Origin of the sequence: Desulfosporosinus sp. SYSU MS00001, assembly GCF_049943955.1 — a bacterium.
Classification (GTDB): Bacteria; Bacillota; Desulfitobacteriia; order Desulfitobacteriales; family Desulfitobacteriaceae; genus Desulfosporosinus.
Genome location: NZ_JBNFTW010000006.1, coordinates 18,849 through 34,319 on the forward strand (window position 1 = coordinate 18,849; position 15,471 = coordinate 34,319).

Consider the following 15,471-nt stretch of genomic DNA (forward strand, 5'->3'; position numbering starts at 1 on the left):
ACTATGTTTTAATAGTTATTGTGTTTAACCATTCTTCCAGGAAACCCCAAAACCACCTCTTGGATATTTCCAGATTATGTTGCCATAAGGGCAGCCAATGAGACATGTACCGCACTCAAGACATCCTTCATACCCTACAGAAATTCTCTTCTCCTCTTCGTCCCAATCATAAACATGAGCTGGGCAAAAGCGAGTACAAGGTTTATCTTGACATTGGTTCAGACAAACTTTTGGATCGCTGATTTTAATATGATTTAATTTATCAGTATTAAATCGCACTAAATAAAGTTTATCGTCTAATTTCATAGTAATGCCCTCCATGCCCCATAGATATCTTTAATAATACCACCTTTTGATCGTTGTTCGAAGAGCATTTGCATTATTTCCTTCTGGCGTTGTTTCTTAGGTGTCCCATCAGCCGTTAAATACATTTTGGCGGCTTTGGAAAACATTTTGGGATAAATCTTTAAAAGATGAGGGTTATTCTCAAAGAATTCACCCATATGACGATAATGGTAAAGGTCTTTTAAAACGAAAGAATCACGCAATCGAGCTTCATAAACCGCCATTGCTTGATCACTGACATCCCCCGCTTTGATCGCTTGAGCTGCAACTTCGCCGGCAATTTTCCCTGATATCATGGCAAGATTTGACCCTTCGCGGTTCAGCGAATTCATAAGCATAGCGGTGTCCCCTACTACCATAACTCCCTGACGATGTAGTCTTGGGACTTGAGTATAACCGCCCTCCGGTATCAGATGAGCAAGGTACTCCTTGGTTTCACCGCCTTGCAGAAGACGCTTAACATAGGGTTTTGCTTTTAGATTTTCCAAAAGATCATTAGGTGTCCATTGTTCACGAATCACAGATGCTAAAATTGCTCCAACTCCGATAGATATGGAATCCTTATTCGTATAGATAAATCCCACACCCATCATGCCTGCAGTGGAATCTCCGTAGAGTTCGATAGTAGCCCCTTGTCCTTCATCGAGACAGAAACGATCTTCAATCTTTTCTTTGGGCAGGGCAATAACTTCTTTAACAGTGACAGCTACGGAGGCTGGTTTCAAAGGTTTAGCCAACCCGGTTTTAACAGCAAGAAAGTTATTTACTCCTTCGGCAATAATGACGACTTTTGCTCCCAAATCCCCCTCAACTCGACCTGTCCGAACTCCTACAACGTTACCGTTTTGATATAAAAGATCTTCAACTAATGTTTCTGTAATAATCATTACACCGGCTTTTTCAGCTTGCTGAGCAAGCCAGCGGTCAAATTTAACCCGTAAGATCGAATGGGCGTTATAAGGTTCCTTCGCCCAATCCGGATCTCGATACCCCGCCAGTATCGATTCATCCCCACTTAACATAGCGAGTCTCTGTTCTATAATGGGGCGTTCTAAGGGTGCCTCTTTCCAAAACTCTGGCACTACCATATCCGTAGCCTTAGTATAAAGGATACCACCCATTACATTTTTCGTGCCGGGATAATCCCCGCGTTCAATGACTAATGTTTTCATACCTCCATTAGCAGCACTAATTGCGGCAGATAGGCCAGCAGGACCGCCTCCGACGATAATTACATCAAAGTTTTCCATGGTTGCCCCTCCTTAATTAGCCACGCCATGCTGAAGGCGTTTTTTAAATTCTGAAGTCATTGCAGGCACGATCTGGAATAAATCTCCGACAATTCCGTAGTTTGCAACTTTTAATATGGGAGCTTCGGGATCATTATTGATGGCAATGATAAAATCGGATGTTTCCATACCTACCAAATGCTGAATAGCACCGGAAATCCCAATGGCTATATATACTTTAGGACGAACAGTGACGCCTGATTGACCTACTTGCTGATCATGGCTTAGCCAACCCGCTTCCACAGCCCCGCGAGTTCCTGCCAGAGTAGCACCTAAAACTTCTGCCAATTCTTCTGCTATAACTAAATTCCGTTTGGCAGCAATCCCCAAACCTACCGAAACGATAATTTCAGCTTTATCAAGAAAAGCGCTTCTGGCATCAGCTGCTATAAACTCCAGGACTTTTGTGCGAATGTCACTTTCACTTAAGCTGAATTCTTCCCGAATTAATTCTCCTTCTCGACCTTCTACTCGCTCTGGCATTTCCATCACTCTCGGACGAACCGTCGCCATTTGCGGGCGTCTTGCGCGACAAAGAATTGTCGCCATGATATTTCCTCCGAATGCAGGCCGGGTTTGCTGCAGGAGTTTTGTCTCCGGATCGATTCCTAATACGGTACAATCGGCAGTTAAACCGGTTTGCATCTTAGTAGCAACAGCCGGGAACACATCTCGTCCCATTGATGTCGCACCCATTAAAATAATTTCTGGTTGATATTTTCGCACGAGACTCGTAATTGCCTCTGCATAAGGTTCTGTTCGATAGTCTTTAAGAACTTCATGATCTATAACATAGAGTTTTTCGGCGCCATAGGCAAACGCTGCGGGAATAACATCGTCAACTTGATAACCGGTAATTACGCCGCAAAGTTCAGACCCAAGGGAATCCGCAAGTTTTCGGCCCTCGCCCAATAACTCCCAGGATACCGGAGCAACTCTCCCATTGTTATATTCAATGATAACCCAAACCCCGCTCCAAACATCTCCCCCTGTAACCGGAGTCACTTGAGAACGGATAGTTTTTTTCTCATTTCCATGAGCATAATCGCTGACAGATTCAGGTAAAGGCTCCTTTAGATTAAACCTTGAACCAACCTCAGAAGACAGTTCGTCTTTTGAGTCCTGAGGAATAGAAAGAGATAAAGCATTCGTTGGGCAAACTTTAACACAACTACCCAAGTCTTTGCATTTATTTGGGTCCGGAGTAGCTAAACCGTCAACTAAATCAATAGCTTCAAGGGAACATTCCATAACGCAGGCTCCGCAGCCAATACACTTTGTCTTATCTACAGCAACTGTCATTAACGTTTTCCTCCCTTCATAAGGGGATTAACCATGATGACATTTTGTTGGAAAAGCTTTTGAACGACCGAAGCAGCGGTCCCCGCCGGATCGTTTTGCCCATCAATGATCTCTCCGCCAGAACGTCCCGGAGGGGCAAAAATTCGCGAAACACTCGTAGGAGATCCCTTAAGGCCCATTTGAGTTAGATCAAATGATAAAGAGTTTACATTCCATAGTTCAGGTTCATAAGCGGCGGCTTTCATCATGTTGGGTAATGTCGCATAGCGTATATCGTTCAGTTCTTTTTCGACGGTAATTAAAGCAGGAAGCTGAGCTTGAACGATTTGCCGTCCACTTTCCGTTTTTCGCTCAACCGTCACGCTCGTGTCTGTCAGTTCCCTAATTCTGATAGCATAGGTCAATTGGGGAAAACCGAGGCGTTGGGCGATACCGGGTCCTGTTTGAGCAGTATCGCCATCAATTGCTTCTTTTCCGGCAAACACCAGATCGATGGGGTCCGTCTCATGAATCGTTTTAAGAGCCGTTGAAATAATATAAGCTGTTGCCAAGGAGTCTGAACCGCCAAAAGCGCGATCACTTAGAAGAATTCCTCGATCAGCACCAAAAGACATTGCTTTTTTTAATGCTTCTTTCGCTTGGGGTGGACCCATACTGACGATAGTAACTTTTCCGCCAACTTTATCCTTCAAACGAATTGCTTCTTCCAGACCATGGGCATCGTAGGGATTGATAATTGACGGTACTCCTTCACGCATGAGGGTATTAGTATGGGGATCTATTCGAACTTCTGAGGTATCTGGTACTTGTTTTAGGCAGACGACAAAGTGCACAGCGCATTCCACCCTTATTTTTTAATAATTTCAAATTGATTAGAGTTATAAATTCTTGTCCAATTACAGCATAGTACAACCCCCATAAATTATCAAGTTTTGACTTGTTTTCTTAATTAGCCATTAGGATCATGAGCAATTAATATCAACTCTGATGTTCCGTAAGATACTTTTCAACTTCAACGGCTGCAAGAGCTCCATCTCCGACAGCTGTTGCCACTTGACGTAATGGTGTATCACGAATATCACCGACTGCATACACACCTTCAATATTTGTCTGCAGATATTGATTAGTATATATATACCCTCGTTCATTGGTTTTTATCTCACCGTTCAAAAATTGGTCATTGGGATCGGTCCCGACATAAATAAATACCCCATCAGCCTGAATTTCCTTCGTTGTTGAATCGAGAACATTACGTAGGCGCACTCCTTCAACATGATCCGAACCAAGAATCTCCTCGACAACGTAATTTAATTCAAAGCGCATTTTCGAATTGCCTCTTGCCCGGTCAATGAGGATTTGTGAAGCCCGAAAGCCCTCACGCCGATGAATAAGAATAACTTCCTCCGCAAATTTTGTCAGGTAGGCGCCTTCTTCAAGGGCCGCATCTCCCCCGCCTACAACGATAACCTTTTTGCCTCGAAAAAAAGCACCGTCACAAGTTGCACAATAAGACACGCCTCTGCCTCTAAATTGATCTTCCCCCGGAACATTCAACAATCTTGGTTTTGAACCAGCAGCGATAATTACCGACTTTGTTTCAAGAACAGAACTATCAGTATGAATCTTTTTAACCGTTTCTTTAAGGTCAAGAGTTTTGACTTCTTCATAAATAAATTCGACGCCGAAGGACAAGGCTTGCTGATGGAATGAATTCATCAGCTCATAACCATTAACCCCCTCTGGAAATCCCGGATAGTTCTCAATTTTTTCCGTTGAAGCCGCTTGTCCGCCGGGCATTGCTAATTCAACGATGGCTGCCTTAAGACCTCCTCGGGAAGCATAAATTCCTGCAGTCAGACCCGCAGGGCCGGCTCCAACTATTATTACGTCATACATTATTAAACAACTCCTCTTAATGCTCTTCAATATACCCCTCACGGGTATTATATGTTTTAGTATACCATAACAAGACTAAATTTAGAAAGACTCTAATCACAATTTATAAAAATTTTGGAAGGGATTTTTATTTCTTGGGAAGAATATATGGAATACTAGTTATAGATCTTAACGATGATGATGGGTTTTAGCCATAGTTTTAAAGGAGGAATCTTTATTGCAACGTTTCATCAAAATCCTTGTAGGGATTATCTTTATTGCGGCTTTACTAAAGGCTTCAAGCGGCTTATATGAAGATTGGTTATGGTTTAAGGATCTAGGTTATTCACAGCTTTTCTGGACGCCACTCTTAAGCAAGGTTATTTTTCAAGCTGTCAACGGAACGATTCTCTTCATTTTTATAGCTGGGACATTATTCTCCATACGCCATGCCATCGTAACATTTGTGAATGAACGTCTGCGTCTTCGTTTACGTTTAGTCCAAGATATGAATCGCCCGGTTTTAAGCTTATCCCAGCGCAGAGTAACAATTTGGCTCCTCATTATTTCAGTCGTTATAAGTTTCGGAGTAAGTTTTATTGCCGGGTTTACCGGATGGTTAGATGTTCTATCCTTTATCCATGCCACACCTTTTGGGCAAACTGATCCTATATTTGGGAAGGATTTGGCATTTTATTTTTTTCAATTGCCTTTTTTAAGAACCTTTTTTAACGCCTTCTTTGCTCCCCTATTTCTCCTCACCTTATTTACTACGATTTTCTATATCGTAACGAGAGTACTAAAACTTCATTCCCTCAAATTTTGGCGTAAGGGAGCAGTGGAAATTACTCCTGGGGCTCGCCGTCACCTTGCCATATTAATATGTATTCTTTTTGCCTTAAAAGCCTTCGGTTATTATCTTGACATTTTTCAGCTACTTTATTCTATCCACGGCCATGTTGTAGGTGCAGGCTATACAGATTTAACGGCTACCCTGCCTGCCCTTAAAATCTTAATTGTGATCAGCATAATAGGCTTTGTTCTAGCCATTGTTGCCCAAACATTTAAAGATCTTCGCTTACTAACAGTCCCGGTTGCAGGGGTTATTGCTGTTGGAATCGTAATTTACGGCATATTTCCTAATCTATTGCAGTCCTTTGTAGTAATTCCAAATGAGTTGACCAAAGAACAACCCTACATCCAAAATGAAATTGCCATGACTCGATTCGGTTATGGATTAAATCATATTTCTGAGGTTAATTATCCCGGAAACACGCCGATTACTTTAAGCAGTTTAAAGGCCGATCAAGGTACTTTGAACAATATTAGACTTAATGATACCCGCCCCTTGCTGCAAACATTTACCCAAAAACAAGGAATTCGCCTCTACTACAAATTTAACGATATCGATATCGACCGTTATACGGTTAATGGTGAGTATCGCCAGGTTATGTTAGGCCCCAGAGAAATATCCACACCGGACTTAGATCCCAAGGCTCAAACCTTTGTAAACTTACGTTTCAAATATACTCACGGTTATGGTGCTGCCGCGTCTTTTGCCAATGCTGTAGGGCCTGAGGGATTACCGTCCTTTGCAATTAGCGATATCCCCCCTGTCACTGATTTTCCTGAACTGAAGCTAAAAGAACCACGCATCTATTACGGTGAACTTACCAATGATTGGGTTGTTGCCGATACTTCGGTTAAAGAGTTTGATTATCCTCAAGGGGATACAAATTCTGAAACCTCTTATAACGGAAAAACAGGAATTCCCTTTACCCCTATTAATAAGTTTATGCTTTCCCTCAGCCATGGAACATTACGATTCTATCTTGCCAGCGAGGTAACAGCAAATAGCAAGATGCTTATTTACCGCAATATTAAAGAACGGGTTCAAAAATTAGCACCCTTTCTAACCTATGATTCCGATCCTTATATGGTCATCGATAATGGCCGTCTTAAGTGGATTATCGATGCTTATACCACATCAGATGCCTTGCCGTATTCGAATAAATACCCCGACCAAGATTTCAACTACATCCGAAACTCTGTCAAAGTCGTCATTGATGCTGACGACGGAACCGTCGATTTTTATGCTATTGATCCTCAAGATCCTATTCTAAAAACATACATGAGCATTTTCCCCGGAGTGTTCAAAGATTTTGCCAGTTTTCCGGCGTCTTTAAAAAGTCACCTGCGTTATCCTGAAACCTTATTCACTATCCAAAGTAACATGCTTAAAACATTTCATATGACAGATCCTTCCGTTTTCTACAATAAAGAAGATGCCTGGGATATTGCCAAAGAACTTTACCAAGCCAAACCTCAAAGTGTTGATCCTTATTATACGATTATGACAATTCCCGGAGAAACAAAACCTGAGTTTGTCCTTATGTTGCCCTTTACCCCGGCTTCCAGTGAATCAAATTCTCGCAACAACATGGTAGCTTGGATGGCGGCACGAATGGACGGCTCACATTATGGCCAGCTCATGCTCTTTGAACTCCCTAAGAGTATCGAAATCGACGGACCTTTGCAGATTGAATCACGCATTGATCAAGATCCGGATATTTCAAGACAATTGTCGCTTTGGGATCAAAAAGGATCCAGCGTCATTCGCGGAAACCTCTTAGCTCTGCCGATCGGCGGAAACTTCCTCTATGTTGAACCGATTTATCTGCAATCAGACAAAGGCGGAAGCATCCCTGAAATGAAACGAGTCGTTCTCGCATACGAGGATCAGTTAGTAATGACGGATAATGTGGGTTCAGCGTTAACTCAAATCTTTGGAGAGGGAGCACCTCAGCCAACTACTCCAGGACAGCAACAAAGTGCCCCTCCGCCGACCACTCCATCAGGGACTGAAACCCCGAGCAGTCAATCTCAATCAATTTCCTCGATACTAGATCAAATGAACCAAATTCGTGACTTACTTGACAATTTAGAAACTCAACTTAAAGACTTACAAAGTTCATCAAGCCCTAAGCAGTGAACTGGGCGTCTTACGATTGATATAACATAGACCTAACGTTATAAAAACATCGCTTTAGAATTACTTAAAGAAATTTAAAAGGAGCGCTCGCAGGCGCTCCTTTTGTATGATTACTAAAGTATGGACTTCTCAAAGAAAGTTTTCTTCGCCCATGAACGTGAACTCATGAACACCCGGCACCCTTGCTTCAGAGATATTTGTTTATTCTTTAGATTTAAGCGGCTGCAATACGGCCTGAGTTGAATCCCCGTTCTTGGTAAGCTGAACTAATTCCGCCCCATCAACAGAAACATAATTTTCGTCCCCTTGCAATTTAACTTCCGAGAGATTCCCTTTAGTGATAATATTAGCAGTTTGATCATTATAGACAATAACTTGTCCGTCGGCTCCAATTAAAGTCCGTACAGAATCGTCATAAGGTATGGTTCCTTCCCAAAGAGTATCAAGTGAAGGATTGCTCGTAACATGGGTAAGGTCATCGGTAGTTTTGATTTTGACAAGTCGATTGTTTTCTATTTCACCGATATAAACACTGCCATCCCTTATACCTAAAATTTGATCAGAATTATTATTAGAAATCACTACACGCTTTGAACCATCTAAGGCGATAACTTCATGCTTGGACCCAACTTTACTATCAAGGTATAGAGTCCCATAACGATCAGAAGCCGCCATATTATCGATAGTTTCACCTGATTTACTTAGTGTTTTGACGTTTTTCATAACATCAATTTCCAGCAGCAATTCAGACTGTGCACTTTTTACAGTTAGATACATCAAATTTGTGAACGTTGAAACGACGCATTCTTCGATCGTTCCACCTGCGGGAAAATTATCAATCGTTTGATTAAATCGATCGTCCGGTGCCGTCGAATCATCATCACTGTCCGGAAGGTCGAGAGAATATAACTCCGTTAATTGGGGATTGTTGTAATGTTTTACGACGTACGGCTTAGCAGGCTGCCCTTTCGTGGATTCTTTTGTGGTGCTGTTGCTGTTCGTTTTATCGCTTGACTTATCCGTAGTTTTGGAATTAGCTTTTTCATTGGGATCTTCTGTTTTAGGTTCTGTCGTCGATGGTGTCTGTACCTTTGATTGTGAAGTCTGACCTGAAGTCTTTGACTGATTTTGAGTAGGGTAAACGGTTTCTAGGGTATAGGGGTTCGGGTTTGCCTTAGCATAAAAATAGAGTAGTGTATTTCTGTCTGGCAGCCATTGATAGGTTAAAACTCCCAATGAGCTGCTGTTTCCAGAAGGAGGAGCCTTCTCGAACACAACCTTCTGCTTTTTAAGATTAAAAACCTTGAGAGTACCATCTTCGGAATATGCAATATAGTCTTTTGCGTAGGAAACCTGAACGTTTTGGAGATTCGATCCAGGGATAGTAGCTTTAAGCAGAGTAGTGATAATTTTAGGACTTTGATCTGGTGTGATTACTTGCTGTATTTTATGATTTAAATAAGAATATCCCCCATATTGCACTAATAAGGAAATTAATGTCCAAACGGCAACAGTACGTAGCTTCTTCATGAAATTTCTCCTTTACACCAGGATTGCTTATTAAGGGGTTACAACAAAAGCTGTTGGGATATAACGTTCGCCAAAAATGTCCCACAACTTGTTTTGGACTTTCCCATCATAGACGAGTTCAGAAGAAGAACCGCCATCCAGGTTAACAGCATTTACAGCATGATAATCGTTAAAGACATTCATGAGATCTCGCAGCGTTGCTCCAATGCTCCAAGTTGGTTGACGTCCATCAATTACTACGAAAATTACAGTTCCATCGGCCGTTTGTCCGATTCCTGTTCTTGGGGCTATCCCCCATCCTCCATCGCCTTGTATCACAGACTTGCCGTTGACAATCAGGTTTGGCCCAAAGGAAACAGCTTCTTGAATATGTTTTTCTTCCAATTGACTCGCAGTCATATCTCCAATAACAAAGTTACCTTGATCATCGAAGCCTACAATATTTACCTTTTGATTTCCGACATTGTTATGGACCAATTTGCCATTTTGAACAGTCAGCCCGTCGGGAAAGGCTCCATTGCCTTTACCATTGGGATCATAAAATCCTCCTGCGTTAATTCCGGCAATTGCTCCCATATCTTGAACCAAGTCACTAACCCGTTCTCCCGTTGTGCCAATTTGCTTTGTCACTGCCAGCTTAATTCGCTTGGGATCTTTAATCAACATAACTTTTCCTTTGAAACTCGGACCTTTAATATCTTCAATGGTAATTCCTGAGGTTGCGTCATTGACAACGCTGCTGCGTGATATATCTTGACTAGTCAAAACTCCATTGCCATAGCCACTTTCCATGATTTTATCTATTTCATCTTGTGACAAAAAGGCTTTGACAAACTGTGGATGACGTGAAGTATATACCGAACCTACCGCTACAGTTTTAAGGGACTGAAATGGCCCCCAGAACAGAACAAAGGGCGCAAGAATTACAGCAAGAATAAGATTATAGACTAAAAAGGCTAAAATCTTCTTGATTCTAATTGTTCGCTTTTTCTTCATAAGAATTGTTTTCCCCTTCTCCATTGATCTTAAATTAAAAAATTCTCTAAAAAACAAAGCCGCATTTTTTGCGGCCTCGAACCCTTATTTGACCTTTATGACTTATTTACCCCGCTTTTTCAATTCAGATATCAACTTCCATATAGAATAAAGAATTAAGACTAAATAAAAGTATACACTGATCTGAATTGAAGACCATTGAGAAGTTCCTTGATAAACCTCGACGAACTGAATAAGTAACCCTGACGCCATACCAACAATAATAATTGTCCACAAATAAATTGCAACACCATATTTTTTGCGTTTTGAAAAATAATACAAATAAAGCACTACGCAAAGAACAAATATACTTCTTAAAACCATTAATAATATTGACATTCTTCAGCCTCATTCGTCATTAAAATATACCCACAACGCCGTCTTAAGTATAACAAATCATATTAATTCAATCAAGGATTGTCTCCAAGATATCTATAATCAATGTGATAACTTTTGTCCTCTGCACAGCCTGACGAACGAAAAAAAGCCGATAATACGGCTCATAGAACTTATCACTTTATTCCTTACTCTGGATTCACTTCAATCCTGTATGTCAAATCTGCCGCTTTATCAATCATATTGGCAACGCTGCAGTATTTTTCCATAGAAAGCTGAACGGCCCGACGCAACTTATCCTCTGGAAGAGATTCACCCCAAAATTTATAGACAACCTCGATATCTTTAAATACTTTAGGATGATCGCTGGCCCTTTCCCCTTCTACCGTTGCCTCAAATCGCTGCGGCTTGACTTGCATTTTCTCAAGGATAGATACGATATCCATTCCGCTGCAGCCTGCTATAGCCATTAAAAGGAGCTCCATCGGATTAGAACCAAGTCCTGAACCGCCGGCAGTAACAGCTGTATCAATATGAGTCATAGCTTTTGAACTTCCTTCACCTTGAAAGTGCATACCCTTAATATGTTTCACGGTTACTTTCATAAAAAAACTCCTTTCAACTTTTTTAATCGTCAGACGGCTCCCACTTCTACAAGTGAGAGTGGTTCAGCTTAGCTGAACGAGTTCACTCGAAATTCGAAACAGGTTCGATGATCTAAAATGTAGGTGCCCAGACCCCTTTAATAACTTCTTGAGCAACCTTCCTCAGGGACTTACGCGTTGTCATCGCATGATCACGAAGAGCTTTATAAGCATCTTGTTCTGAAATACCTTGCTGCTGAATGATAGACAACATAGCTTGGAATAATAGTTTCCGCGTCTTAAGGTCTTCTTCTAAACGCTGCAGTTGCTGATAGTGTTCTGATTCACGTTGATAGCGATGCTCTGCCATTTGAATACCTGCAACTATTTCCAAAACACGCCAGGGATAAACAGCAACATGATGGGCATCAGCTTCTATGACTTCGGGAAGGACATAATGCTCTTCCTGAGTTAAGACAACCACAATAGGGCATAAATGCTGCAATACAAGATTTTGAAGGACTTCCGATGAACTTAAACCGCGAAGATTCCATCCCATAATTACAAGATCAGGTTCAAAGCGATGTATAAAACGCAAGGCCTCCATGCCGTTATCGGTTGTCGCTAGAAGTTGATAATTTGCTAAGGGCAACATAGATTTTATTTCTTGATTTAAAGCAGACTTACCTGATACTAATATAGCCCTTTTCATTCGAATTTCACCCATTTCAATCCCGAAATTAATTACCAATAATACCGCGATATGCAAAAATATTCAAGATAGTTTAATAGTTCTCCAATTCATCGACATTAATATGTAATTACCTTCTAATGAAAAAACGCTCGAAGGGAGCGTTTTTTTATATTTATTTAGCTACAGCGCCAATATGATCATCAGCTGCGCAGAACTCCGGATCTTGCTGAATTGTAGACGAATTATATTTAACGGAATTCATTCTCAGCGGGAATACAAGAACAAATAAGGCAATACCCCCAAAGGCAAAAGCCAAATGCTGTACCGTTAACAATGTAAATACAAACGGAATCAAGTTAGAAGGAGTCCCTATAGCAAAGCTAAAGGGCTGAATTAGTTTTAAATTAGCATTTTGAAGTTCATCCTGAGTTACATCAGAGATAGGTTTTTTATCCGACGGAATCCAAACCGGCTTATCCGTATTTTTAACAGATTGAATGATTTTCTGACCGACTTTATAAAAGGGATCAACTGAGGAAAAATAAATAAATCCTTTTGTGGTATAAATTTTATCGAGCTCAACAGGTGTACCCGTAATGCTTGCTTTGGTATTAGTGGTTTCTATACGTAAAATATCATTTTTATCTATATTTACAGGTCCTTGATCAGTTATCACAGTATACAAATCACCGGCAACTAATTCAATATTGGATACTTTAACATTGAGGAGCCTTATGCCAACCATTGACAGGAAGATCACTAATAAGCTCACTATGATCATAGCTCCCGCCATCCGTTCGCGATCGAACTGTCTTTCTTTATTTAACAACTTTGACACGTCCTTTTCTTATCTTCTAGAAGTACTTCTAGTTTTACCACAAAACTCATTTTACTATAAATTATTTTGTGAAACAAACTTTTTATAAATTCATCCATAAGATCAATCTATGAAAAAAGAAGGCATAGTAGCCTTCTTTTTGAAAATCCTATCATTATCACAGGCTCAGGAGCCCTAAGAAAGGAGATTGAACTTTCGGAACATAAACTTATTAAATGGTTGTAAAACGCTTTCTCCTCCGATCTTGTAAATAATCAAGCACCCGTTGAGGAGAAGTATTGAGAATCTGATCTTCTAAGATCCCAACTTCTTCAATCAATTGCAGAGATCGATCGAAAACCCCTACCCGATCCCAAAAGTGAGCATCGCTGCCAATAATAATAGGGCCTTTATATTTTGCCATATAACTCGCGAAGCGATGACAATTCTCCTGAGTCTCTTTTTTTCCGGCTGCAAGAGAGCTGTTATTAATTTCAACCGGAAGTTGTAATTGAGCTGACATATAAGCGATCTTTTCTAAGTCTAATTCAAACTCCGGTCGGCCTGGATGAACCATCATGTCGGTAAACGGGTTTTCCATGGCTTTAATATACGCTTGGGTGTTTTGTTCAATTGTTCCACCCGGATAACATTGGACATGAAGGCCGGCTAAGACAAGTTTCATTCGGGTTAAATAGTTTACGGGTACATCAAGTTCACCTTCATGGTTAATAATATTGGCCTCGACTCCCGGTAAGATCCTTACTCCGTGAAGTTCTTCGGGTAAAATTGCTAAATTTCCGAAATGATATAAAGAAGGTGCCCCTAACATAGTGGGGCCATGATCCGTCATCCCTAATAATTGTAATCCTTTCCGCGAAGCAGCTAAGGCATTTTCGGAAATCGTGCTATAGGCATGTCCACTGGAAATCGTATGCGTATGTAAATCAACTAACATCTTCATCGGATTCACCTCAGGTTTATTATACCTCCAAATTGCTGTTAAGCAAAATTCAGGCAAATGCTGAAAAGGGACTATATCCACACGTATAGCCCCTCATCTATTTCTTGCTAAGTTGTCAGTTACAGCTAGTATAATACCTATTGCTTGTTCGTTGCAGCTGGAGCCTTAACGGTTGAATCGACAATGAAACGAAAACTGGCTTCCGTGGCTTGATCTACCCCGCCGGCAGGATTGGGTTTAATTCTTACAATCATCATATGTTGCCCGGCAGTCGCATTTTTGCCAAGGGCATCACCCAAACATTTTATCTGGCGAAAAGCAACTCGTGCTTTAGTACCCGGTTCCAAAGAAGGCAATACGCCGGGAGAAATTACTTTTTTGGTTTCATCACCTGCCAGAGAGACTTGCAATTCAACGGGTATGTTTGTCATTTTTTTAGCAGTTGTATTCTGAACAGTTACAATTAGATCAAAGGTTTTACTAGTTATTACTTGCGCGCCTTTTAAAGTAACATTGCCGTAATTCAGATCTTTCACAACTGAAGCCGGTTCTACATTTACCCCCAACATTTGAATTTCAGGTGTACCAGTTACGCTTGATCCGCTCGTTTGTTTCGTCTGCCAGAATGAATACCCGGCAAGTCCAATTAGACAAATTAATAAGACACTGGTTAGCATTACGAGATATTTACGATTAAGAGCTATAATTTTAGTCAAAGCTGACAACCTCCTATACTTCAGATTTATTCTATAAAAAAACTATGCATGTCCTTTTAAAGACATGCATAGTTTTAAAAAATTTTTATGGATTTTAAATTACTGAACGTTACTTTTTAACTTCACGATCCTGATAGATCTGATGACGAATGTCTCTCTCCACAGTTAAGCGAAAAATGCGCGATGACTGAATAATTCTTGAAGTAGTACGTACCCCTAAATATTCTTCCATCTCCTCAAGGGTCAGATTCGAAGTGAAGATGGTAGGAAGTTGATCATTCATACGATAGTTAATTATGGAATAAAGTCGATTTCTTGTCCAATCAGTATAATTATGCGCGCCCAAATCGTCAAGGATTAGAACTGGTATTGTTCTCGCCGTATCAAGCAAATCCAATTCATTGACATCTGATTTGTACGTTGCTCGTAATTCATCTAAAAGATCTGGCACAACTAAAAATAAAACCTGTTTTTGCGCTTCCATAAGTTCATTGGCAATTGCAGCAGCTAGAAATGTTTTACCAGACCCAACCGGACCCGTAAACATTATTCCAAGAGCATGAGGATTTTTCCGACATTCTTCCACGAAACTTTGAGAAGCGCGCAAGGCCTTTATGGCGCTTTCATGGTGAATTTGATCTCCAACATTTGAACGATAATAATCAAACTTAAAGTTTTTAAAACGGCATTTTTTTAATTCTCGAGATATACGTGCGGTTCGAAATTGATTATCTAATTTCTTTAATTTCATACAGCTGCAAGGAAAAGCAACATCTCCTTCCAGCAAAATGCCTCTATCTTGGCAAAGAGGACATTTATACGTTTCAGAAGGTTGATGACATTCCTCCGGTTCATTAGTTTGAGTTCTTAAAGAATTCTCTTTCACCTGTGAATTCTCATATATGTTTATAGCCGTATTAGATTCTGGCGATAGTCCCTTATTGGCCAAGATATCACTGATACGTTTCATTCAATTAATACCCTCCCAACCG

The 15,471-nt window shown here is 40.7% G+C and carries 14 protein-coding genes; 1 reads left to right on the forward strand and 13 read right to left on the reverse strand.

From position 1 onward, the window contains the following. Positions 1–24: 24 nt before the first annotated feature. The 5 genes from ACPUYX_RS12025 to trxB form a co-directional block, all read right to left on the reverse strand. Entirely contained in the window at positions 25–306 is a 282-nt protein-coding gene (locus ACPUYX_RS12025; RefSeq protein WP_047808118.1) for a ferredoxin family protein, read from the reverse strand. Beyond that, positions 303–1,595: an FAD-dependent oxidoreductase gene (locus ACPUYX_RS12030; RefSeq protein ID WP_426379907.1), complete on the reverse strand. Its 1,293-nt coding sequence runs from the start codon at positions 1,593–1,595 to the stop codon at positions 303–305. The genes ACPUYX_RS12025 and ACPUYX_RS12030 overlap by 4 nt, the downstream gene beginning before the upstream one ends. 12 nt (positions 1,596–1,607) lie before the next feature. Continuing rightward, positions 1,608–2,936 (reverse strand): FAD-binding protein, encoded by a 1,329-nt coding sequence (locus ACPUYX_RS12035; RefSeq protein WP_426379908.1) that lies wholly within the window; start codon positions 2,934–2,936, stop codon positions 1,608–1,610. After that, positions 2,936–3,769: an electron transfer flavoprotein subunit beta/FixA family protein gene (locus ACPUYX_RS12040; RefSeq protein ID WP_426379909.1), complete on the reverse strand. Its 834-nt coding sequence runs from the start codon at positions 3,767–3,769 to the stop codon at positions 2,936–2,938. The genes ACPUYX_RS12035 and ACPUYX_RS12040 overlap by 1 nt, the downstream gene beginning before the upstream one ends. A 145-nt stretch (positions 3,770–3,914) precedes the next feature. Next, complete coding sequence (gene trxB / locus ACPUYX_RS12045) at positions 3,915–4,832, reverse strand: thioredoxin-disulfide reductase (protein ID WP_426379910.1); 918 nt, start codon at positions 4,830–4,832, stop codon at positions 3,915–3,917. Positions 4,833–5,049: 217 nt separating this feature from the next. On the opposite strand from trxB, the gene ACPUYX_RS12050 reads away from it, so the two are divergent. Further along, positions 5,050–7,803, forward strand: coding sequence for a UPF0182 family protein (locus tag ACPUYX_RS12050; RefSeq protein ID WP_426379911.1), 2,754 nt, complete (start codon positions 5,050–5,052; stop codon positions 7,801–7,803). A gap of 201 nt (positions 7,804–8,004) precedes the next feature. On the opposite strand, the gene ACPUYX_RS12055 is transcribed toward ACPUYX_RS12050, so the two are convergent. The 8 genes from ACPUYX_RS12055 to ACPUYX_RS12090 all read right to left on the reverse strand — a co-directional run bounded on the left by ACPUYX_RS12055 (position 8,005) and on the right by ACPUYX_RS12090 (position 15,449). Then, the gene (locus ACPUYX_RS12055) at positions 8,005–9,333 is read right to left on the reverse strand and encodes a hypothetical protein (RefSeq protein ID WP_426379912.1); all 1,329 of its coding nucleotides are present in this window, start codon (positions 9,331–9,333) and stop codon (positions 8,005–8,007) included. A 30-nt stretch (positions 9,334–9,363) separates the two neighbouring features. Next, entirely contained in the window at positions 9,364–10,329 is a 966-nt protein-coding gene (locus tag ACPUYX_RS12060; RefSeq protein ID WP_426379913.1) for a phosphodiester glycosidase family protein, read from the reverse strand. Between the two features lie 563 nt (positions 10,330–10,892). Further along, a complete protein-coding gene (locus ACPUYX_RS12065; RefSeq protein WP_426379914.1) occupies positions 10,893–11,309 on the reverse strand; it encodes an OsmC family protein in 417 nt (138 codons plus the stop codon). 112 nt (positions 11,310–11,421) lie between these two features. Continuing rightward, positions 11,422–12,000: an ANTAR domain-containing response regulator gene (locus ACPUYX_RS12070; RefSeq protein WP_426379915.1), complete on the reverse strand. Its 579-nt coding sequence runs from the start codon at positions 11,998–12,000 to the stop codon at positions 11,422–11,424. 154 nt (positions 12,001–12,154) lie between these two features. Then, positions 12,155–12,811 carry a hypothetical protein gene (locus tag ACPUYX_RS12075; protein WP_426379916.1) on the reverse strand — a complete coding sequence of 219 codons (657 nt, stop codon included), beginning with the start codon at positions 12,809–12,811 and terminating at the stop codon, positions 12,155–12,157. A 220-nt stretch (positions 12,812–13,031) separates the two neighbouring features. After that, complete coding sequence (locus tag ACPUYX_RS12080) at positions 13,032–13,763, reverse strand: phosphatase (RefSeq protein WP_426380123.1); 732 nt, start codon at positions 13,761–13,763, stop codon at positions 13,032–13,034. Between the two features lie 137 nt (positions 13,764–13,900). Further along, the gene (locus tag ACPUYX_RS12085) at positions 13,901–14,479 is read right to left on the reverse strand and encodes a hypothetical protein (protein WP_426379917.1); all 579 of its coding nucleotides are present in this window, start codon (positions 14,477–14,479) and stop codon (positions 13,901–13,903) included. 109 nt (positions 14,480–14,588) lie between these two features. Then, complete coding sequence (locus ACPUYX_RS12090) at positions 14,589–15,449, reverse strand: ATP-binding protein (RefSeq protein ID WP_426379918.1); 861 nt, start codon at positions 15,447–15,449, stop codon at positions 14,589–14,591. Positions 15,450–15,471: the final 22 nt, after the last annotated feature.

What these genes read in the sequence shown, in the direction of transcription:
- ACPUYX_RS12090 (WP_426379918.1), bottom strand. Translation starts at nt 15,449, where the DNA reads ATGAAACGTATCAGTGATATCTTGGCCAATAAGGGACTATCGCCAGAA.
- ACPUYX_RS12030 (WP_426379907.1), bottom strand. Translation starts at nt 1,595, where the DNA reads ATGGAAAACTTTGATGTAATTATCGTCGGAGGCGGTCCTGCTGGCCTA.
- ACPUYX_RS12035 (WP_426379908.1), bottom strand. Translation starts at nt 2,936, where the DNA reads ATGACAGTTGCTGTAGATAAGACAAAGTGTATTGGCTGCGGAGCCTGC.
- trxB (WP_426379910.1), bottom strand. Translation starts at nt 4,832, where the DNA reads ATGTATGACGTAATAATAGTTGGAGCCGGCCCTGCGGGTCTGACTGCA.
- ACPUYX_RS12060 (WP_426379913.1), bottom strand. Translation starts at nt 10,329, where the DNA reads ATGAAGAAAAAGCGAACAATTAGAATCAAGAAGATTTTAGCCTTTTTA.
- ACPUYX_RS12065 (WP_426379914.1), bottom strand. Translation starts at nt 11,309, where the DNA reads ATGAAAGTAACCGTGAAACATATTAAGGGTATGCACTTTCAAGGTGAA.
- ACPUYX_RS12025 (WP_047808118.1), bottom strand. Translation starts at nt 306, where the DNA reads ATGAAATTAGACGATAAACTTTATTTAGTGCGATTTAATACTGATAAA.
- ACPUYX_RS12080 (WP_426380123.1), bottom strand. Translation starts at nt 13,763, where the DNA reads ATGAAGATGTTAGTTGATTTACATACGCATACGATTTCCAGTGGACAT.
- ACPUYX_RS12055 (WP_426379912.1), bottom strand. Translation starts at nt 9,333, where the DNA reads ATGAAGAAGCTACGTACTGTTGCCGTTTGGACATTAATTTCCTTATTA.
- ACPUYX_RS12070 (WP_426379915.1), bottom strand. Translation starts at nt 12,000, where the DNA reads ATGAAAAGGGCTATATTAGTATCAGGTAAGTCTGCTTTAAATCAAGAA.